We start from the raw sequence: 18,892 nt of genomic DNA on the forward strand, positions 1-18,892 counted from the left end.
TTTAGCCAATGGGCGATCTGCCCTGCAACAGACCGGCTCTGAAGATCCGCCTCCCGGCGGACGAGTGCCATAATGTCATCAGCGAGTTTAACGGACTGAGCCATATTCATCTCCTGTGTGACTTCGACGGCTATGGCGCGACCACGCCTTCAGCATAGTTAGCCCGATGTCCGCTTCCGGGCGGAGGCAAAGTTTGTCGAGGCCACCACAAAGAGGTTGGCTATGCTGCTTCCCAGACTTGGTTGAGAATGCGGGCCGCCAGGGCCGCCTTGTCTTGCGGAAGAAAGGACCGTAGTGCTTGGCAACCATGTCGGGGGTATCCTGGATGGCGTACCTCGCCTGTTCGTACGAGCCGGTCTTCTTCAGGATGTGCGTGGCCAGCACATCACGGACATTGTGCGGGCCGTGGGGCAATAACCCCTTGATCACGCCGCGCCCCGTGTACGGATTGTAGATGCCGTGACGCTGGATGGTGAGCCGCCAGGCCTCGAAGAACGTGGTCTGGTCATAGGCAGCCGTCACGCTGTTCTCCTTCATGGTCTTCACGAAGAAGGTGCCAGGATCATCCGCACCCTTCAGGAGGCGAATGCGGTGTCGACCGACATAGGCGTCGACATATCGATAGAGCTCGCCGATGTCGGGGAGGATCAGACGAAACGGCTTGTCTCCGAAATAGGAGGAATTCGCGTTTTTGAATGCCACGGAGGGAATGAAAACTTCCCATCCGTGATCCCGTTCGCTCCAGCGGAGTTCACCGACCTTCATATCCTCGAGCTGGCGCTCTGAAGTCGGCAATCGCCCTTTCGGGCATAATAGCATCTGCCGCAGATTCTTCTGTCGAAGGCCTGTATGCAGGCCGAACCGGATCACGAGGAAGGATCTCACCGCTTCCGCAGCTGCCACCGGATAACGCCGTTCGTCCGGCATCGTCCTGATGATCTCGTCGGCGATCTTTCGATATTCTCCGACGGGGCTGTCGGCTTCCAGGATGGGCATGATCGGCTCGAAGGGATCGCGGTGAACCTTCGCGACGCGCTGGCTTTCCCTGACGCGTCCGGCGCAGTGCTTCTGGCAGGTGTCGCAGGCGGCGTTCCAGTCAGCTTGTACCGCCATGATCTGCGCTTCGGAGACGAGACCGGGAATGGCTTGAAGATGCGCTGCTAGATCAGGTCGCTGACGAAGCCAGCCCGTTTCGGCCCGCGTCAACGCGAGCGCGATGCGTAGCATGTCGACTTCCCACGCAGTGTAGAAACCACGGCGTTTCTCGCGCCAGGTCAAATACCAGTCCCACACCGATGGAAAGACGAGGAGCGCGAATGTGAGCGCCTCCAGCGAAATGCCGTGGCCCCGTACCGCGCTGCGCTTTGGCGCGGCGAGCGCGCCGAACAGCAAGCCGAAGTGCTCGACCTTCTGGGCGGCAGTCTCTTCCCCCCAGACGCCGATCCTCTGGAATCCAAAGGAGGTCAGCGTCGCCGTCTTGAACTGCAGGAGTTCGGCCATCTCGCTCCAGAGCCGCGCCGGCGCATCGACCGCCACGTTGCTAGCGCCCTGCAAGTCATCCTGCAGATCGAATTCGAGCTCCTGGCGCTCCCGCACGACCGCGTGGGAACGGGAGACCGATGCGCCGTCGAGCACTCCCGGAAAGCGCACGCCGTAGCGGTTGCGTAGCGCTAGAGCCTGGAAGCGTCGGTAGTCCGTACCTCCGGAGATGATGTTGTTCTGCACCCACTGCAGAATCTCCTCTCGTTCCTGCGGAGGCCGGCGATCGAAGTAGTCCGGAAGATGCCACGCGATGCGTCGGAGCTGGGACGGTGATACATCTATTGGCCGATGACCAGTTGCAGCGCGGGCAGGGTGGGCAAACTTTGCCTTGAAGTACCCTTCCGGTAATCGGTACCGCCGCTCAATGCGGTTGAGGATCTCGAAGCTCGATACGGATCGCGGTGCCTTGGTCCCCTGTATCCAGGTCACGAACGTCTTGTGATCGAACGCTTCGTGTGGCTTCACGATTGCGCGGTGGAGATGCCATGGGCTGTCGCCATGGCGATCGATGTGGAGCTTGAGAGCTTCCGGAAAAGTCTCGGGCTCCTCCCATTCGTTCCACAACGGCTCCGGAAACTCGACGATAGGCCTTGACTGGATTCCCCGCTTGCGACGCCGCGGTGAGCATGCAGGCGAACTATCGTTCGCTGTCTCAGGCGTGGAAAGCGACTTTCGTGGCGTATCTCTCTTCCTCGCCGTCGATTGCGCTGCACCCCTACCAGCCGGGCGCGCTTTTCTGTCCACGGGGGAGGGTGTGAGCTTCCGCTTGCCTCCAGTCGGTCCGATGAAGCGTGTGATAGAGTTGATGCCTGGCTCCAGCACACTGCCAGCCCCGATCAGCGCGTCCGGATCCACACCGCATGCAGCCGCGATCGCATTCCAATCAGGTTGGCCTCCTGCACGTGGCGGCAGGACAGCTTCCTTGATGAGACCCCTCAGGTAGCTACCCACCCGTTCCAGGTCGCGAGGAGGAAGAACGCAGGCACCGCGCTGGCGCAGGAACTGTTCAATCATGCGGGGGGAAGGACACCCGCCGTGCACTGGTCGTCATTATCATCTCGTTTGAGAACAACGACCCCGTGCCGTTGCCGGCCAGCATCCCTAGCCGGCTGGAAGAGCGGCGTCACCGGCGAAACCTGCACGCCTCTCAGCCTGTGGAAAAGCTGACCCTGCGGAGATGTTCGCAAGGCCCAACCCGAAGTGGGCCTGGGACCTGGGAGTGTGGCATCAATGTAGGGGACATCCACGCAGTCGACGGCAGGACTACGAGCGACTCGCTGAGACATATGTGCCGAATATCATGGGCCTGCATCGCAGGTTATCAGCGATTGAGGCTCTGAAGGTCCGGGACGACGCCGCTCTATCAATTGATTTTGAGCTTGTCGGACACAGCAATCGCCATCGATCGCCGATTGACACCAAGCTTCAGGAAAACGTTCTTCATGTGAAACTTGATCGTGGCCTCGGACAGGCCGAGATCGCGCGCGATTTCCTTGTTACTCTTTCCTTTCCTCAGAAGCAGCAACGCCTCTCGCTCGCGTGCGCTCAATAGTCCTTGGGCAGATGGGGCCTTGCCGTTTCTAGTTTTTGGCGAGCGTTCTCCTGGCAAAAGGGCCCGCTGGCCGACGACGCGGCTGATGAAATCGACTCCGTCGGCACTAAACACCTTCAAGCCGAAGCGCCGGACGATTGCGCGCAAGATCGCCGCGAACTCCGGTCCCTCGTCAACGAACATCTGCGTGACCTCATGGACGCGAGCGCGAGCGATGGCCGATTGCAGGAACTCCAGCGACCGTCCGTAGGCCCCATCCTCCCAGGTAACGCGAACAGCCAGAACCTCCGCCGCCAGCAGGTAGTGACCGCTGCCGTTGCCATGACTTGTGGCCAGCACGAGGTTGATGTTCTCCATCGCTTCCGCATAGTTTCCCTGTGCGACGTGCAGCCGGGCGCGGGCGAGGTGGAAATCGTTGGTCTCGCGCCAGGTCCAGTGGTCCAGCGCAGCCGCCTCTTGAACCATTCCCGTTAGCCGATCAGCGATCGCCACTGCAGATTCGATCAGGCCGCTGCGCGTGAACAGTTCAACCCGCATGATGTTGGACGCATGCTTCAACCGCGGCAACGAGCGCTCGACGGCCACTTCCTCCGCCTTGTCAATGGCCGCAAGGGCGAGGTCCAGTCCGCTCAGCCGCAACCGACTGCGGGCAAGGTTCCAGAACAGGCGCACGAAGATCTCGACCCAGCCTTCGCCCCGCACGATCGGCTTCATCGCCTCGTTGAGGCTTTCCTCTACTTGCCGCAAATCGCCCCGCTGGTAGTGGATCTCTGCGGCCGCGACGCTGCAGATCGCGTCGAGGTTCTCGTCCTTCCACTCCGCGCTGCGGGCGAGTTCCTGCGCCTGTCGGCAGAAGGAAAGCGCGGCGGAGAAATTGCCGGCCAGCGAATTTACGAGGCCAAGATGCATCAGCATGAAGGCTTCGGCGTAGACCGCCTTTTCCTCGCGGTAGCAGGCAAGACCCTTCAGCGCGGTGCGGTGGGCAAGGTCCAGCCGGCCTGTGCGGGTGTAGGCGATGCAGAGGTGGTTGTTGATCCAGCCCAAGTCCCAGGTCGCCTGCGGCGGAAGCTCGGCCGCCATTCGTTCCAATTCGCGCACGGCAGCCGGAACGGAGCAGAGGTCCTGATAGATCCCGATCATCCCCTCGATATGGCCGAAGGCGGAGGAGTTGATGTCGAAGCCCTCCAACTCGCACTGGCCAGGCATCATCTTCAGGGCTTCAATCCGCTCACGGGCCGCCTGCACATTGCCGCTCTTGGCCAGCACTAGCGTGTGGCACAGCATCAGACCGGGCGACTCGTGGATGACACTTGCGGGCAAGTCCTCGATAAGCGTCTGAAGAACTGTATGGCCGGCGCGGATGAACAGGTTTACGCCGCCGGCCTGCCGGATCGCATCTGCGGCGAGCGAGAAGTTGCCTCCCTGCGCGGCATGCGACACAGCCTTCTGGATCAGCTGTCGCTCGGTGAACCAGACGGCGGCCTTGCTGTGCAACCGCGCGGGCAGAAGGTTGGGGTCGACCGCTAGTTCCGCCTCCAGGCACCGCCGGAGCACCGGGTGCAGACAGTACCAGCCCGGCCCGAGGGCGCTCTTCTCAATCAGCGGATAGAGATCGTCCAGTGCGCGGATTTCGGCCGGCAGCATCTTCAGGCCTGACAGGTGCTCGGCTAACTCGGGGCTGAAATCGTCGAGGATTGCGCAGTAGCGCAGGATCGCGTGCAGCGAGGGCGACACCAGTGCCGCTAGTTCCTCGCTGACATACGCGTGCAGTCGCGGATGGTTGCCGTCGAACAGCGATCGCCGCTCGCTCGGGTCGCTGATCCCGGGCAGCAGGTCGCGCGTGATCTGCGCCAGCGCCGGCCAGCCATAGGATGCCCGATAGAACGTTTCCATCTCGTTCGCGTTGGCCAGGCGGCCGAACAGCGTTCGCAACTCCGACCGGCTGAAGGCGAGTTCGCGCGCAGTTAGTTCGGTCACCAGTCCGCGCACTCCGAGCCGCGCGAGCGGCAGGTGAGGCAAATGGCGGAAGGCGCTGGCGATACGCAGATTGTCCGGCGCGTTCAGGAAGAGTTCCGAAAGCATGCTCGCCACGCCGGGTTCGGACGGTTCCTCGACCTCGTCGAGGAAAAGCAATGTGCAGCCCGATCGGCAGCCCACCTCGTCGAACAGCTCGGGGAGCGTCATCTTGCCCGGAAGCGGAGCCACGCCCAGCGCCGTGGCCAGATCGGTCACCGCATGCGCGGCATCGGCATAGCTGTGCGAAAACGTCAGCCAGCCGCAGTGCGAGATGCCCTGCGGAAACAGTTCAGCCATGCCGCCAGGATTGGTGGTGACGTGCTCGTAGGCCGCCCTCAACGCGGCCGTCTTCCCGAACGCCGGCGGCGAGTGCAGCTTCGCGATTTTGCGGGAGACGCCGTCCAGGATCTTTTCCTGGACGGAAGGCCTATCGATCGCCTGGAAAAGCATGCGTGGCGGTCGAAAGCGGGGAGGGTGGGATTTTTCCCCGACAGCGGCGGAGGCGGCATCGCCTCCTGGCGGGGGGTCGTTCTGCTGCATGGTAAACCTCTGATGCAGCAGACTAGTCGACACGCCTCTGTTTGCAACCGCCGCCGGTCGGGTCCGCAGCCTACGCCTCAAGCGGCGCGTAGTCGCGATCCAGACCGAAAGCCGACGGCCCGAACACGGCCAGCGCCTCCGGCGTGCGCATAATCGGCGGCACCTTGACCCCCAACACGTTCACCCGCTGGCCATAGCGCAGCCGCTCAGTAGTGATCGGCATAGACGTGTCCAGTTCGAGGATACAGATCAGATCCGGCACGATGGCCAGTACCATTCCGTCCTGCTCGGCAATCAGGTTCTCGTTCTGGATCTGGATCGTCACCGGCTTGCCAGGATTGTCGAACGGCTCGATGGTCACCACGCCGACCGACCAACCATTTCGCTCGCGACGCGACACGTCGATGATCTTGCCCGAGGCGATGACTCTGGCAATCTCGTAGTGCGTCGTTTGGAAGAAGTTGATTAGCGCTTCAAGAGCGTCGGCCCGTGCTTCCGCGGCTTCGCGCATGGTGCGGCCAATGCCGATCGACAGCGACATCGTCGCCGGCACCGAGACACGGCGCGTGGTTGCGCCGTCCATGCCGTAGTTGACGAGGTAAGACTGGCCCCCCATGCGAATTGTCACCCCACGCGCAAGGAACTCGGCCTTCGCCGCGTTATCGGTCTCGATGATCACGGTGTTTCCCTGCTCGTCGGCTAGGGCCAGCGGGCATGCGGGCACGCCGTAGACGTTGAACGTTTCCATCTCGAGTTGCGGGAAAGCGCGGCCCATACCGTCCGCATCGATGACGGGCAGCCGGAACTCCGCCGCGAGCATGATCGGCACCATCGAGTTGATGCCGCCCGCTTCGAACGGAATGATCGCGTCGACCTTACGACCCATGCGGCTTTCATAGGCGCGCAAGGCTACCCCTATCTCCTCGCCACTCGGCATCTTCTCGATGAGGATCGTGGGTGCGCCCATCGCACCGCAAGCGATGACGTTCATGCCATCCGGCACCTGGTCCAGAGAAAGCAACTCCACAGGGCCGTGGGTCTCCAGGGCGGCGCGCGCCATCAGCTTGCCGATATACGGATCGCCGCCGCCGCCGGTACCCAGCAATGCCGCGCCGACGGAAAGGTCTTCGATGTCCTGATTGGTGATGTTGGCCATGAGGTCACGCAATCTCTTCAATGGGAGTGAAGGGTTCCTTCAAGCCGAAACAGGCGGGGCCGAACACGTCGAGCGCCTCGGGCGACCGCATGATCTCGGGAACTGACACCGCGAGCACCGTGACGCGCTGACCATACCGCAGCTCTTCGCTGGTGATGGGCTCCGCTGTCTCAGTGTTCATGATGCAGATTAGATCGGGAACGATGGCTCTTACCTTGCCGTCAACCCGCGCGACCAGATTCTCGTTCTGGATCTCGATTTCCATGACCGAGGAGAACGGTGCCAGACCCTCAATCCGGGCTCGCCCGATAGAGAAGCCGTTTTTGGTCTCTCTGTGCACATCGATCATCTTGCCTGAGAAGATCAGCTTGCCGTACCGGTAGAGCGTGGACGGCAGGAAGCCGAGCAGCGCGTCGAAGGCATTGCGGTGTTCGGCACGCGCCTTGCGCAGCACTGCACCGATCCGGATGGCAAGCGTCATCGTGTTCGGCACCGCTGTCCGCTTTACGTCGGCTCCGGACATGGCATATTCGGCGATGTAGGCGCTTCCGCCCATTCGGATGGCGATGGCGCGGGCGAGCCATTCCATCTGGCGATTGTCGACTGCGTTGATGATCGCGCCATCACCATACTCGTCACTAATCGCCAGCGGGCTGCCGGATATGCCGTAAACGCCGAACGTCTCCATTTCGAGGAAAGGAAAGGCGCGTCCCATGCCGTCCGCGTCAACGATCGGTAGGCCCATGCGCGCACCGACGACCAACGGTATCGTGGAGTTGATGCCGCCGATTTCGATCGGCATAGTCGCATGCGCCGTCCGCCCCAAGTGTCGTTCCAAGCGTCGCAGCGAGGAGATGGCTTCGTCCCCGCTCGGGATCTTCTCGACCAGCACGGTCGGCGCACCCATCATCGCCGTGGGGATCACCAGCGCATCGTCCTTCAGTTCCTTCGGGTCGATGATCTCGACTGTCAGCCCCTCGTCGAGGCATTGCTGCACCATCAGGCGGCCGACATAGGGGTTGCCGCCCCCGCCGGTGCCGAGGAATGCCGCGCCGACCGCCAAGTCGCACAGTTGCTCGCTGTTCAGCTTCATGATGCGATCACTCCACCGCTAGGTCGCCGACGGCCTTGACGCGGATGCGCGTCGCGCTGCCGGGCAGGTAGGCGAGAGGAACTTCCTCGATGTCGATGATCTTGACTGTGCCGGGCTTGGCGCCCGCCGCCAGCGCGCGCTCGCTAGCTTCCGCCTTGGCGCCGTCGAGAACGGCGTCGCGAGACGTGCCTTCGAGCGAGAAGATGCGGTCGATCTCGCCGCCGACCTGCGCGATGGCCGCGCCGATCGCGTTCGCCACCGAGGCGTTCTCGGGCCGGATCAGCTTGGATGCTGACGGCAGGTCCCGCGAGATCAGGATCGATCCTCCGCCTGCCAGGATCACCGGCAGCGGCTCGGCGCTGGTCTTCATGCGGTCCACGGCGCCGTCCGCGATCCGGTGGATTGTGTTGAGCGCGGTCTCGATGGTCTTGGCCGGGATGTGCGCCACGCGGGAACGGTCGCCGATGTCCTCAAGCCCGGCCGCCACCACGATGTCGGTCGTGGTCAGCGTGTCGCCGCCGAACACCAGAGCGCGCGAGGTGATCTCGTACCCCACCGAGTCTGGCCCGATTCGCGCGCCGTCGTCGCGCACAATCGAGCCGCCGCCGAGGCCCACCGCCAGCACGTCTGGCATGCGGAAGTTGGTGCGCACCCCGCCGATATCTACCGCCACGGCCGACTCACGCGGGAAGCCATGCATCAGCATGCCGACGTCCGAAGTCGTGCCGCCGATATCAATGACCATCGCATCCTTCTCGCCCGCGAGCATTGCCGCTCCGCGCATCGAGTTTGTCGGGCCGGACGCGAAGGTTAGCACCGGATAGCGTTCGACATAGTCCGGCACCATAAGCGTGCCGTCGTTCTGGCTGATATAGAAAGGCGCCTCGATCGACAGTTCCTTCAGCGCGTTGCGGAAGGACGAAACCACCTTGCGAGACAGATCGGCCAGCGACGCGTTCATGATCGACGCGTTCTCGCGCTCCAGGAAACCGACGCGCCCGATTTCGTGGCTGAGCGAGATGGCTATGTCGGGATTTTCCTCGCGCAGGATTTCCGCTGCGCGCAGCTCCATGTCTGGCGTGACCGGCGAGAACACAGAGGTCACCGAGGCGCTGCGCAGGCCGCGCGCCCTAACGTCCTTGGCGATCCGAACAAGCTCCTTCTCGTCCAGCGGCGCAATCTTGCGGCCGTCGAACTCGTGCCCCCCGCGCACCATGAACGTGTGCCGGCCAAGAGTGTCGGCCAGATCCTTCGGCCAGTCGGTCAGTGGCGGCAGCGCCTTAGTGGCTGGCAGGCCTAGGCGAATCGCGGCCACTGCCAGCAAGCGACGCCGCTCGACCACAGCGTTGGTGAAGTGAGTGGTACCGATCATCACGGCGCTGATTTCGGACGCTGGGACGCGTCCCATTGCCAGCACCGTCTTCATCACTGTGACGATGCCCGATCCGACGTCGCTAGTGGTCGGCGACTTGCACGCTGCCAGAACGTTCGGGCCATCCATCAGGGCGGCATCGGTATTCGTGCCGCCGACGTCAATTCCAATGCGCATTCTCTGCCTCCTCGGCCAAAATCTTCCCTTCGCCGGAACGTCTTGTCCCCGCGTCATTCGTTCTTCCCAATCGTTGACTGTCAGGTGGCGAGCACTTCGGTCATCCCGGGATCCCAGCCGATCATCACTTCGGCTCCGGGGGAGAAGCGTTCGTTTCCTATGCTGTTCTGGCGCTCGGCGATGATTTCCTGTGCCCCTATACCTAACCGGTAGCGTACGATCGCACCCTGATAGCTTTCCCCGATCACCTTGGCCGAAAGGGTCACCGACGCACGAGCATCCGGATTGATCAGCACGTTCTCCGGCCTGACAACCAGTTTCGCCGCTCTGCCAGCCTCGAGGTTTTCCGGCCCGCGCGTCGGCAGCTTTCGCCCATCGAGGACCACCATCATGTCCGGCCCCTTGCTGACGACAGTCACGTCAATGACGTTGGAGTGCCCGATGAAGGTCGTAACGAACAGTGTCTTCGGCCGTTCGTAGATCTCCTCCGGCGTGCCCACCTGCACGACGCGCGCCTTCTGCATCACGCCGATGCGGTCGGACATGGTCAGCGCCTCATCTTGGTCATGGGTCACGTAGACGGTGGTGATGCCTAGACGCTTCTGGAGATCCTTGATCCAGTACTTCATCTCCTCGCGGAGGCTCTTGTCGAGCGCCGACAGCGGCTCGTCCAGCAGCAGGATGCGCGGCTCGGTCACCAGCACGCGGGCCAGGGCCACGCGCTGCTGCTCGCCGCCAGAAAGCTGCCGCTGGTAGCGGTCCTCGTAGCCCGCGAGCCCGACCTGCTGGAGCGCAGCCTTGACCTTGGACCGGACCTCTTCCTTCGGGCGCTTGCGCAGCTTCAGGCCGAACGCGATGTTTTCCGCCACGCTCATGTGCGGAAAAATCGCGTAGTTCTGGAACACAATGCCGATGTCCCGCTTCTCGGGCGGCAGCGCCGTTACCTCGTCGGAGCCGATGAATATCTCTCCGCTCGTCGGCCGAATGAAGCCCGCGATCATACGCAGCGTCGTGGACTTGCCGCAGCCGGATGGGCCCAGCAGCGAGAAAAACTCGCCTTCACCTATCTTGAGATCGATGCCAGCCACGGCGGTGTAGGTGCCGTAGGACTTGGTCAAATTCTTGAGTTGGATGTCGGACATGTACCCTTGCTTTCGTGGGTGGAAGCGGGGCGGTGCGTGAGGTGCCGCCCCGCCTGTCCCGATCAGCCGCCGAAGATCTCGTTCACGGTCTCGACGATGTCGTCCTCATTGTCGATGTAGGCGTTCCAGTCCGGGGTCCAGTAGTCCTTGGTGGAGTCGGCCGTGTTGACTACGCCTGCTTTGACGAGGTTGTCCGGCAGCACCGCGTTCTGGATGGTCGGCCGCAGGTAGAACTCCCGGCCCATGTCGGAGAGGAACTCCGGCGTCAGCACGCGGTCCAAGAAGGCCAGTGCCAGCTTCTTCTGCATCGGCTCGGAGTATCGGCTGATCGTGTGGACCTGCGAGATGATCGGCTGCTTCTCGGTCCAGTACCAGAAGCCGATCGGCGCGCCGCGGTCACGTGCCTGCAGCGGGTCGGAGTCGAGCGCCACGGCGACCACGACTTCGCCGCGCTCCATCAGGGTCTGCATGTTGCCGGTGAAGTCGGAGATCTTGGCTGGCATCAGTTCACGCATGGCCTGATAGCCGGCTTCCAGGTCGTACTGGTCCTTGCCGAAGAGTTCGCAGGCTGTGACGAAGAAGTCCATCTGCAGGCCGTTCGAAGTGATGTAGGTGCCGCGCTTGCCGGCATATTCCGGCTTCCACAGATCCTTGAACGCGGCAGGCGGCGGGTTCACCAGATCGTTGCGATAGGCGTAGCCGTACTGGTTGTAGGCCCACACGACGCCGACGCCGTTAGCAGTCGCAAACGGCCAAAGGTTCTTGCCGTTCGGTATGTTCGGGATGATCTCGTCCAGCGACAGGAAGTAGTCTCCCGCCTTGGAAGTCTTGACCATCTCAGGCACGTTCCAGTTGCAGATGTCGAGCGGGGGCTTCTCCGGGCCGCCGGCAACGAACTTCGGGAACCACGGCCAGCTGGAGTCGTACTGTACCTTGCAGTTGAATTCCTTTTCGAAGGCCGCGATCAGGTACTTCTGCACCGTCTCGCCCCAGGTGCCGCCCCACTCGCCGAGGCGAAGCACGGCGCCGCCGGCGTCGAACGCCTGGCCGTCGAAAAGCACTTCCTGCGACCAGGCATGATTGATGTTGAACAGCGGCAGGCTCGCCGCGGCCGCGCCCATCTTCAGGACAGAGCGGCGATCAAAGGACTTGCTTGTCATTGTATTCCCCTTTTTCGGTTTGTGATGACGGGTGCGCGGGTCAGCGTTCGAAGATCTTCTTCAGGTTCACGAGACGTGACGTGACGACCATGGAGATGACGACGAGGGCGATGGCGAAGATGCCGGCGGCGGCGGCCGTGGGCTCGAATTTGTAGCGCATGGACGTGTACATGGCGGACGGCAGGGTCTGCAGGTCCGGCGCCGTCAGGAACAGCGTCAGCTCGAACTGGCCGAATGACACGATGAAGGCGAAAATGCTGCCGGCCGAGATGGCTGGTGCGATGATCTTCAGAGTCACCAGGCGGAACGCCGTGACCGGTCCGGCGCCGAGCGAACGCGCGGCCTCTTCCAATGAGCGGTCGAACCCGACCAGGCTCGCCGTCACCGTGGCGATCACGAAGGGGCAGGTGACGAGGATGTGGCCGATCAGCAGGCCTGGCATGGTTCGGGCGAGGCCGACGCCGGAGCTGACGAAGAACACGTAGAGCGCCAGTCCAAGAACCACGCCGGGCAGCACGATCGGCAGCATGAAGAAGCCGCGCAACACTGGCACGGAGCCGCTGCTGGAGCGGCTTAGGAACACCGCTGCCATGGTGCCGAACAGCGTCGATACCAAAGTCGCGCCCAGCGCGACCACGAAGCTGACGCCATAGGCCGACAAGAAGGTGGGCGAAGTCAGGAACGCCTTGATCCAGCGCAGAGACAGGCCCTGCGGCGGGAAGGTCAGATAGTCGCCGGAGTTCAGGCCGGCCAAGACCACCACGGCCATCGGGACCAGTAGGATGGCAAGCGACAGGAAGGCGATTGCCTTAAAGACGGAGGGGACATTCGACTCTTCGTGCATCAGGTCCGTCCTCCAGAGGTGCGCGCCGCCGCCTGATGGTAGATCGCGACGGCAATGACGCTGGTGACGAAGAGCACCACGGCGATGGCCGCGCCGAACTGCCAGCGGCCTACCTCGGCGATCTGCTGGTAGATATGGATTGGCAGCACGATGACCTTCCAGCCGCCCATCAGCGCCGGCACCACGTAGGAGCTGATCGACAGCGCGAATACCAACAAAGCGCCGGCGAGGATGCCCGGCATGGAAAGCGGCAGCACGATCGAGAAGAAGGCCTGGAGGCGGGAGGCGCCGAGCGAGCGAGCGGCTTCCTCGAGCGACGGGTGGATCGCCTTGATGATGCCGATCAGCGACAGGACCATGAAGGGCAACGTGATCTGCACCAGCCCGACGATCACGCCGAACGTATTGTACATCAGTGGCAGCGGTCTTGAGATCAGGCCGAGATAGAGCAGGAAGCCGTTGATCAGACCGTTGTCGCCGAACAGCACCATCAGACCGAACAGGCGGATGACCATGTCGAGCTGCATCGACGACAGCACCAGGATCATCAACAGTGTGTTCCGGCCGGGATGGGTCGTTTTGGCGATCAGGTAGGCCAGCGGATAGCCGAACGCGAGGCTCGTCACCGAGACCACGGCGGCGATCCAGATCGATCGCAGGATCGCCTCGTAGTAAGTCGCACGAGTGAAGATGCGGACGAAATTGTCGAACGTTAGCTCGTTGGAATAGGAGATGACGCCCGCGACCGACTTGTTGAACGACAGACCGAACAGCGACGCGACCGGGATCACGAAAAACACCACGAACACTGCGGCCGCTGGCAGGCAGAGCCACCATAAGCCGGGCTCGGACATGGCCTTGCGCGGGGCAGGGGCCATGCCGTCCTCAGTCGTGTTGCTCAAGCTTGCCGTGGTCACGCGATGCTATCTCCGGCCTGTCGGACCTCGATCGACTTATTCCGCTGCGATTGCGCGCGGCAGGCGGATGTCATCGTAGCCCAGCAGCTGCTTTTCGGGCGGCAGCGGGAAGGTGTACTTGCTCTGTGACAGGTTCGAGCGAACCAGCGCGGCGGCGATCGAGACGGCAGTCGGGATCGGATCCACCACCGGCACGTCGATGCCACGGGCGAGCAATCCGTCACGTAGGCTGGCGGCGCAGCCCATCAGGCCCGTGCAACCGAAAATCAGCGCCTCTGCGCCGTCTTCCTCGACGGCCCGGATGCCTTCCCTGATCAGCATCTCCTTGGTGCGGTCGAGGTCTGCCTCGAGTTCCAGCACCGGGATGTCGACGCTACGCACCGAGGAGAGCTTGCTGGCCAGGCCGGCCACGGCGGCCTGGTTCTCGAAGGAAGCGCGGAGGCGGCGCATGACGGTCAGCACCGAGAAGCGGTGGCCGAGCATGGCCGCGACATGCATGCCGGTTTCGCAGGGACCGAGCACCGGGATGGTCGCAACTTCGCGGGCAGCGCGCAGGCCGGGATCACCCATGCAGTCGATGATGACGGCGTCGACACCCTCGGCCTCGGCGCGGATCACCTCGGCAACCGTGCCGGGCACGGACACGGCGGCCTCGAACTCACTCTCGATCGAGCCGGGGCCGGTCGCGATCTCGGTGTGGCTCACCGTGACGCCCGTGTATTCCAGTGCCTTCAAGTCGGAAGCTTTACGGAAACCGCGCGTCACGATCGGTGACACCACGCGGACCTCTACGATGTTATTCCTCACGAACCCTCTCCATTCTCGCACTCAGTTGAGGCGAAACGTGCAGCAGGCTTCCGGTCTGCGGAAGCTTCGGCGATGTATAGGTGGTGAAGTGATATGGATAGGGAGTCATTTCGCCCCATCCATACGAAACCCACCCAAAAGGATAGGTGCGTTCGGGATTCCCTGGAGGAGTCAATCTCTTGGAGGCCGACATCATCAAACTGAGAGAATACGAATGCCGCAAAAAGAGCAGTTTTCGCGCGTTTGACGGTGTCCTGTTTGCTCCTAAGGGTTCCGGTCAGGGCCGCGCCGACGCCTATGTCGGGCAGCTGAGCCGCCTAGCAACCGGAACCTCGCATGCCGCAGGAAATACGCACGCCTCGTCTCCCCTGGCCCCGTCGCGCAGCCATCGCCTGGAAGCTCTTTCTGAATTTCGCCTATGACTTTCGCCGCTTCCGCAGCGCGTGTTCGCTCGAAGGCAGCCGCAATCGGGAGAACCGCCGCGCCCACATTCATCTCTTGGCGCATGCGCTGGAATACGGCATGGCGCTGTCCGATCCGCGCAAGGGTTTCGGCGTCGAGAAGATCCGCTCGCTCTGCGCCGAGCTGCGCGCCTACATGGCGCTCTACGGCACGGACGAAACGGTGGAATCCGCTGTCGCCGTCCTGCGCGCGCATCTGGACTTCAACGCGGGCAAAGGCGCCGACACGCAGGAGACCGAGCGTCTACTGGGCGAAATCCTCACCCTGGCCCGCGGCTCTCTCGCGGCTGCTCCCGGCGGCGCCGAGATCGTCCGCGCAGAGGACATCACAAGCAAGGCCCGGATCGATTTCGAGGCCTTCATGGGCGCGCGCCACAGTGTGCGCCAGTATGCGTCCGGCCTGGCAGTCGACCGGGCGGTGATCGATCGCGTTGTGCGCGCCGCGCAGCAGACGCCGTCGAGCTGCAACCGCCAGACCTGCAAGGTCTACGCCTTCACCGACCCGACATCGGTCGCCCGCGTATTGGCGCATCACGATGGCAATCGCGGATTTGGCGATCAGCTTGGCGGCGTCTTCGTCGTCACAGTGGATCTAGCCAACTGGAACGCCATCGGCGAGCGCAACCAGGGCTGGGTTGACGGCGGCATGTTCGCGATGACGCTGGCGCTCGGTCTCCATGCCGAGGGTCTTGGCGCCTGCATGCTGAACTGGAGCGCCGAGCGGGAGCGCGACCGCGCGCTCCGCCGGCTTATTTCCATCCCCGACAACGAGGTTGTCATTACGCTGATCGGCTTCGGCCACATGCGCGATGAATTCCGCGTGCCCGTCTCACGTCGGAAGCCGTTGGACCTGGTGCTTCAGCACGAACCCAAACTGATCCAGCTTTGAACGATACTCCCGGTGTGTGCAAAACCGTGTTGCAGGTCGTACGGGCGTCTGGGGTGCGCATCCCGGCAGCCTGCGAGACCGGGCTTTGCGGCAGTTGCAAGATCCGGAAGGCTTCCGTCGAGGTCGAGATGCACCACAGCGGCAGAACCGTGGACGAGGAGATCGCGGAAGGATTCATCCTGGCCTGCTGCTTCAGCCGTGGACCGATATCTGGGTGGAATTACGACCACCTCTCGCTCACAAATCGATAGCGGATCTCGCGCTACCACCGCCGGACGAGGTGTTTGTCGACTGGCCGATGTCAGTCCCGCATGAAGCCGATATCGGGGCCGTCGCTCGACGGCAGATCGAGATTATCGATCGTCGTTGGTTTGCTTCAGTGCCTGCGCCTGTGGCTGGTCGCCGGTGAAGGTCACTGGCAGCGTTAGCCCCGACTTGGAAGCCATACGTGCGGACGCACTGCCCCTCAAGATCGGCGATTTCCTCAACGTTGCCGAGCGCCAGGTCCCGTTCAGCACACGGCAACGTTGATGTTGCCGCAGACGTTAGTCACGTTGCTGATCGGCGCGTTCGGGCCGATACCGGACCGGTAGCTTTTGGCGCCCGGAACGCGACAGCAGACATTCAGCCAGACGGAAGACCATGGCGATCGTGGGGCCCAAGGAATCCGCCTTTAGAACTCCGCGGCAAGCACACCCAGGTGGAGTGCCGCGCGCTAGCTCTGCACCTTCCAATTTAATAGGATCGCAGCCGCAGCGGAGACCCGGATATGTCGCCTAACGTGCAATCGCAGCTTCGCTCATTTAGGTCCGCGTTTGCAGCGGCAGGTTTTGCCCTATGTGCTGCGGTGAGTGTTTATGTCTTGCCAGCCTGGGACGGGGTCTTGCCTGGGGGAGCAATCATCTGGCAGGCGGTGGCGCTTGTTTCCGCCTTCTTGGGGGCGGGGTGGGCTTGGCGGCGACTTCCGATTGAAAAGTTATGGTCTAGTGCCGTCCGCTTCATCGTTGCGACGGCGTTATTAATGGCGCTGCTTTGGCTCATAGGTGTGGGCGTTCTCTGGCTAGTGTGGCCGCGCTAATCGCGGACCCAAATTGTCGCCTCTCATCCGCTCAGTGCCGCACCGACAGCGACGACCTTTAAGCTAAATTGCAGAGCGTCGCCGAGCACTCACCGTGACCTTGCTCGACCACGCGCTAAGGCAGCCGCATCCAGGTCCGGCGGCAAGGCATGGTGATTCGTGGAGGCGAGTCTGATGCATGGCTATGTATGAGCTAGATATTCGGTGGGCGCGCCCGCGGAGTGGCAGGTAGTCGAAGCGGCAAGCGCGCTGGGGAGGACAGTGGCCGCAATGAGCCACCTTTGCCGAGTGGTCCGTAATGTTCTGCAGCATAATGTTAGCGATGAGGCAGGTCGTCAGAGACGCGGCCCCTATGTTAGCCCGTGGCTGGCGGGGCGTGATTCGGCAATAAGGAGGCTGACATTCCTACTGTCCTCAACGCCAATGGTGCACTTCTCCCCTACAGCGGCTCCTCGGTAATCATTTTTCGGCGACAGGCTCCGGCCCGCAGCTTTTCGGCAGCGCCAAAAACGACTCCCTGTGGGGCGACAGCAGCGTGAATGTCACGATGTTTGGCGGGCTCGGTGACGACATCTACCACCTCTATTCCAGCATCAACCGGGCCTCGGAAGAGGCTGGCGGCGGGATCGATACCGTCAAGACGTGGATGAGCTACACGCTGCCGGAAAACATCGAAAACCTCGTCGTCACGGGCGACGGGCGTTACGCCATCGGCAACGCGGATAACAACATCATTAGCGGAGGCTCGGGCCAGCAGACGATCGATGGCGGCCTCGGCGATGACGTGCTCAAGGGTGGGACCGGAGGCGATGTCTTCATCGTCACGGCTGGGAACGGAAGCGATCTCATCCTGGATTTCGAGAGCCACGACACCGTTCGCCTGAACGGCTACGGACTCACTTCGTTCGAGGAAGTCAGGGCCAACATGGTGCAGTCCGGCTCCGATGTGCGGCTCGACCTCGGACAGAACGAGGTGCTGGTATTCGCAAACGCGAATGTCGACCAGTTCACGGCAAGTCAGTTCAAGCTCAGCCTCGATAGGTCCGACCTCACCCTGTCCTTTGCCGACGAATTCGACGCGCTCAGCCTGCGCGACGGCGACAGTGGCACTTGGGACACGAATTTCTGGTGGGGCGCGGAAAATGGCAGCACGCTTACCCCGAACGGTGAAAAGCAATGGTACATCGACCATGAGTACGGTCCGACAAGTTCCGTCAATCCGTTCGGTGTCGACGACGGAGTGCTAACCATCACCGCCGCGCGGGCTCCAGACGAGATTCGGCCCCTTATCAACAACTACGAATACACATCGGGCCTGCTGACGACCCATGGCTCCTTCTCGCAGACCTACGGCTATTTCGAGATGCGTGCCGATATGCCGGACAATCACGGTGTCTGGCCAGCGTTCTGGCTGTTGCCGGCGGATGGTTCCTGGCCACCGGAGATAGATGTCGTGGAGATGCGCGGGCAAGACCCGAACACGGTCCATGTCTCGGCACATAGTACCCAAACCGGCAGCCACACGAAGGTGGGATCGGCGGTCAACGTGCCGGACACCGAGGGTTTTCACACCTATGGCCTGCTTTGGACGAAGGACGAACTCGTCTGGTATTTCGACGATACGGAGGTGTTTCGTGCCGACACGCCGGACGACATGCACGACCCGATGTACATGCTGGTCAACCTGGCCGTCGGAGGGATTGCCGGAACGCCAAGCGATAGGCTGGCGACGCTTGCCGAAATGCAGGTGGACTACATCCGCGCCTATCAGCTGGACGATGTAGAGTCATTGTCCGATGCGGACCGCCTCGCCACCACTTCGGGCGAGAGCAGCGATTGGTGGATGTAACGCAGGCCCCGGAAACCAGTCCGGGGATCGTTGACTGAGCCAGAAAATCGGCTTCTCCTTCATCGTCGCCGGCGCTGCCCGGCGATCCCACCCACGCCTTCGAGCATTCCCCTTTGACGTTACCCGAGATCCCCCGGCAAGCTGGCGCGGCATTCGGTGCTGTCCGGTGCGGTCGGCCGGGTACGATTCCTCAAATGAGAGCAGGTGCTGCGACAAGCCACGCCAATTCCATTGGGCAGACGGGTCCCTAGAAATGAGGTGAAAAGGACCGCCGTTTGGATAGCGCACGACAAAGAC

General features: G+C 62.4%; 11 protein-coding genes and 3 pseudogenes. 3 read left to right on the top strand and 11 right to left on the bottom strand.

What is annotated here, in order from left to right; genetic code table 11:
- From HUI96_RS30140 to HUI96_RS26055, 11 genes and pseudogenes are all read right to left on the bottom strand, one after another.
- The coding region (locus HUI96_RS30140) for a TA system antitoxin ParD family protein (protein ID WP_425299307.1) at positions 1–110 on the bottom strand (110 nt) is incomplete at its 3' end.
- 110 nt (positions 111–220) lie between these two features.
- Positions 221–2,556, bottom strand: a pseudogene (locus HUI96_RS30350) (hypothetical protein).
- 349 nt (positions 2,557–2,905) lie between these two features.
- Complete coding sequence (locus HUI96_RS26015; RefSeq protein ID WP_237684383.1) at positions 2,906–5,650, bottom strand: LuxR C-terminal-related transcriptional regulator; 2,745 nt, start codon at positions 5,648–5,650, stop codon at positions 2,906–2,908.
- A 70-nt stretch (positions 5,651–5,720) separates the two neighbouring features.
- Positions 5,721–6,806, bottom strand: coding sequence for a DUF917 domain-containing protein (locus HUI96_RS26020; protein ID WP_188257674.1), 1,086 nt, complete (start codon positions 6,804–6,806; stop codon positions 5,721–5,723).
- A 4-nt stretch (positions 6,807–6,810) separates the two neighbouring features.
- Complete coding sequence (locus HUI96_RS26025) at positions 6,811–7,899, bottom strand: DUF917 domain-containing protein (protein ID WP_188257624.1); 1,089 nt, start codon at positions 7,897–7,899, stop codon at positions 6,811–6,813.
- A 7-nt stretch (positions 7,900–7,906) separates the two neighbouring features.
- Positions 7,907–9,448 (bottom strand): hydantoinase/oxoprolinase family protein, encoded by a 1,542-nt coding sequence (locus HUI96_RS26030; protein ID WP_188257625.1) that lies wholly within the window; start codon positions 9,446–9,448, stop codon positions 7,907–7,909.
- Between the two features lie 80 nt (positions 9,449–9,528).
- Positions 9,529–10,590: an ABC transporter ATP-binding protein gene (locus tag HUI96_RS26035; RefSeq protein WP_188257626.1), complete on the bottom strand. Its 1,062-nt coding sequence runs from the start codon at positions 10,588–10,590 to the stop codon at positions 9,529–9,531.
- A gap of 62 nt (positions 10,591–10,652) precedes the next feature.
- Complete coding sequence (locus tag HUI96_RS26040; RefSeq protein WP_188257627.1) at positions 10,653–11,750, bottom strand: ABC transporter substrate-binding protein; 1,098 nt, start codon at positions 11,748–11,750, stop codon at positions 10,653–10,655.
- 40 nt (positions 11,751–11,790) lie between these two features.
- Positions 11,791–12,594, bottom strand: coding sequence for an ABC transporter permease (locus HUI96_RS26045; RefSeq protein WP_188257628.1), 804 nt, complete (start codon positions 12,592–12,594; stop codon positions 11,791–11,793).
- Complete coding sequence (locus HUI96_RS26050) at positions 12,594–13,511, bottom strand: ABC transporter permease (protein WP_337918638.1); 918 nt, start codon at positions 13,509–13,511, stop codon at positions 12,594–12,596. The genes HUI96_RS26045 and HUI96_RS26050 overlap by 1 nt, the downstream gene beginning before the upstream one ends.
- 36 nt (positions 13,512–13,547) lie before the next feature.
- Entirely contained in the window at positions 13,548–14,318 is a 771-nt protein-coding gene (locus tag HUI96_RS26055) for an aspartate/glutamate racemase family protein (RefSeq protein ID WP_188257629.1), read from the bottom strand.
- Between the two features lie 336 nt (positions 14,319–14,654).
- Between HUI96_RS26055 and HUI96_RS26060 the strand changes: the two genes are divergently transcribed.
- The 3 genes and pseudogenes from HUI96_RS26060 to HUI96_RS26070 all read left to right on the top strand — a co-directional run bounded on the left by HUI96_RS26060 (position 14,655) and on the right by HUI96_RS26070 (position 18,595).
- The gene (locus HUI96_RS26060) at positions 14,655–15,668 is read left to right on the top strand and encodes a nitroreductase family protein (protein ID WP_188257630.1); all 1,014 of its coding nucleotides are present in this window, start codon (positions 14,655–14,657) and stop codon (positions 15,666–15,668) included.
- Positions 15,669–15,688: 20 nt separating this feature from the next.
- A pseudogene (locus HUI96_RS26065) lies at positions 15,689–15,919 on the top strand (2Fe-2S iron-sulfur cluster-binding protein); the annotation flags it as partial.
- Positions 15,920–17,147: 1,228 nt separating this feature from the next.
- A pseudogene (locus HUI96_RS26070) lies at positions 17,148–18,595 on the top strand (family 16 glycosylhydrolase).
- Positions 18,596–18,892 lie beyond the last annotated feature (297 nt).

It is taken from the genome of Pseudaminobacter soli (ex Zhang et al. 2022) (assembly GCF_014595955.1).
GTDB lineage: Bacteria > Pseudomonadota > Alphaproteobacteria > Rhizobiales > Rhizobiaceae > Kumtagia > Kumtagia pseudosoli.

Excerpts from the sequence above, each read along its gene's own strand:
- HUI96_RS26015 (WP_237684383.1), bottom strand. The coding sequence starts at position 5,650 with ATGCAGCAGAACGACCCCCCGCCAGGAGGCGATGCCGCCTCCGCCGCT.
- HUI96_RS26020 (WP_188257674.1), bottom strand. The coding sequence starts at position 6,806 with ATGGCCAACATCACCAATCAGGACATCGAAGACCTTTCCGTCGGCGCG.
- HUI96_RS26025 (WP_188257624.1), bottom strand. The coding sequence starts at position 7,899 with ATGAAGCTGAACAGCGAGCAACTGTGCGACTTGGCGGTCGGCGCGGCA.
- HUI96_RS26030 (WP_188257625.1), bottom strand. The coding sequence starts at position 9,448 with ATGCGCATTGGAATTGACGTCGGCGGCACGAATACCGATGCCGCCCTG.
- HUI96_RS26035 (WP_188257626.1), bottom strand. The coding sequence starts at position 10,590 with ATGTCCGACATCCAACTCAAGAATTTGACCAAGTCCTACGGCACCTAC.
- HUI96_RS26040 (WP_188257627.1), bottom strand. The coding sequence starts at position 11,750 with ATGACAAGCAAGTCCTTTGATCGCCGCTCTGTCCTGAAGATGGGCGCG.
- HUI96_RS26045 (WP_188257628.1), bottom strand. The coding sequence starts at position 12,594 with ATGCACGAAGAGTCGAATGTCCCCTCCGTCTTTAAGGCAATCGCCTTC.
- HUI96_RS26060 (WP_188257630.1), top strand. The coding sequence starts at position 14,655 with ATGCCGCAGGAAATACGCACGCCTCGTCTCCCCTGGCCCCGTCGCGCA.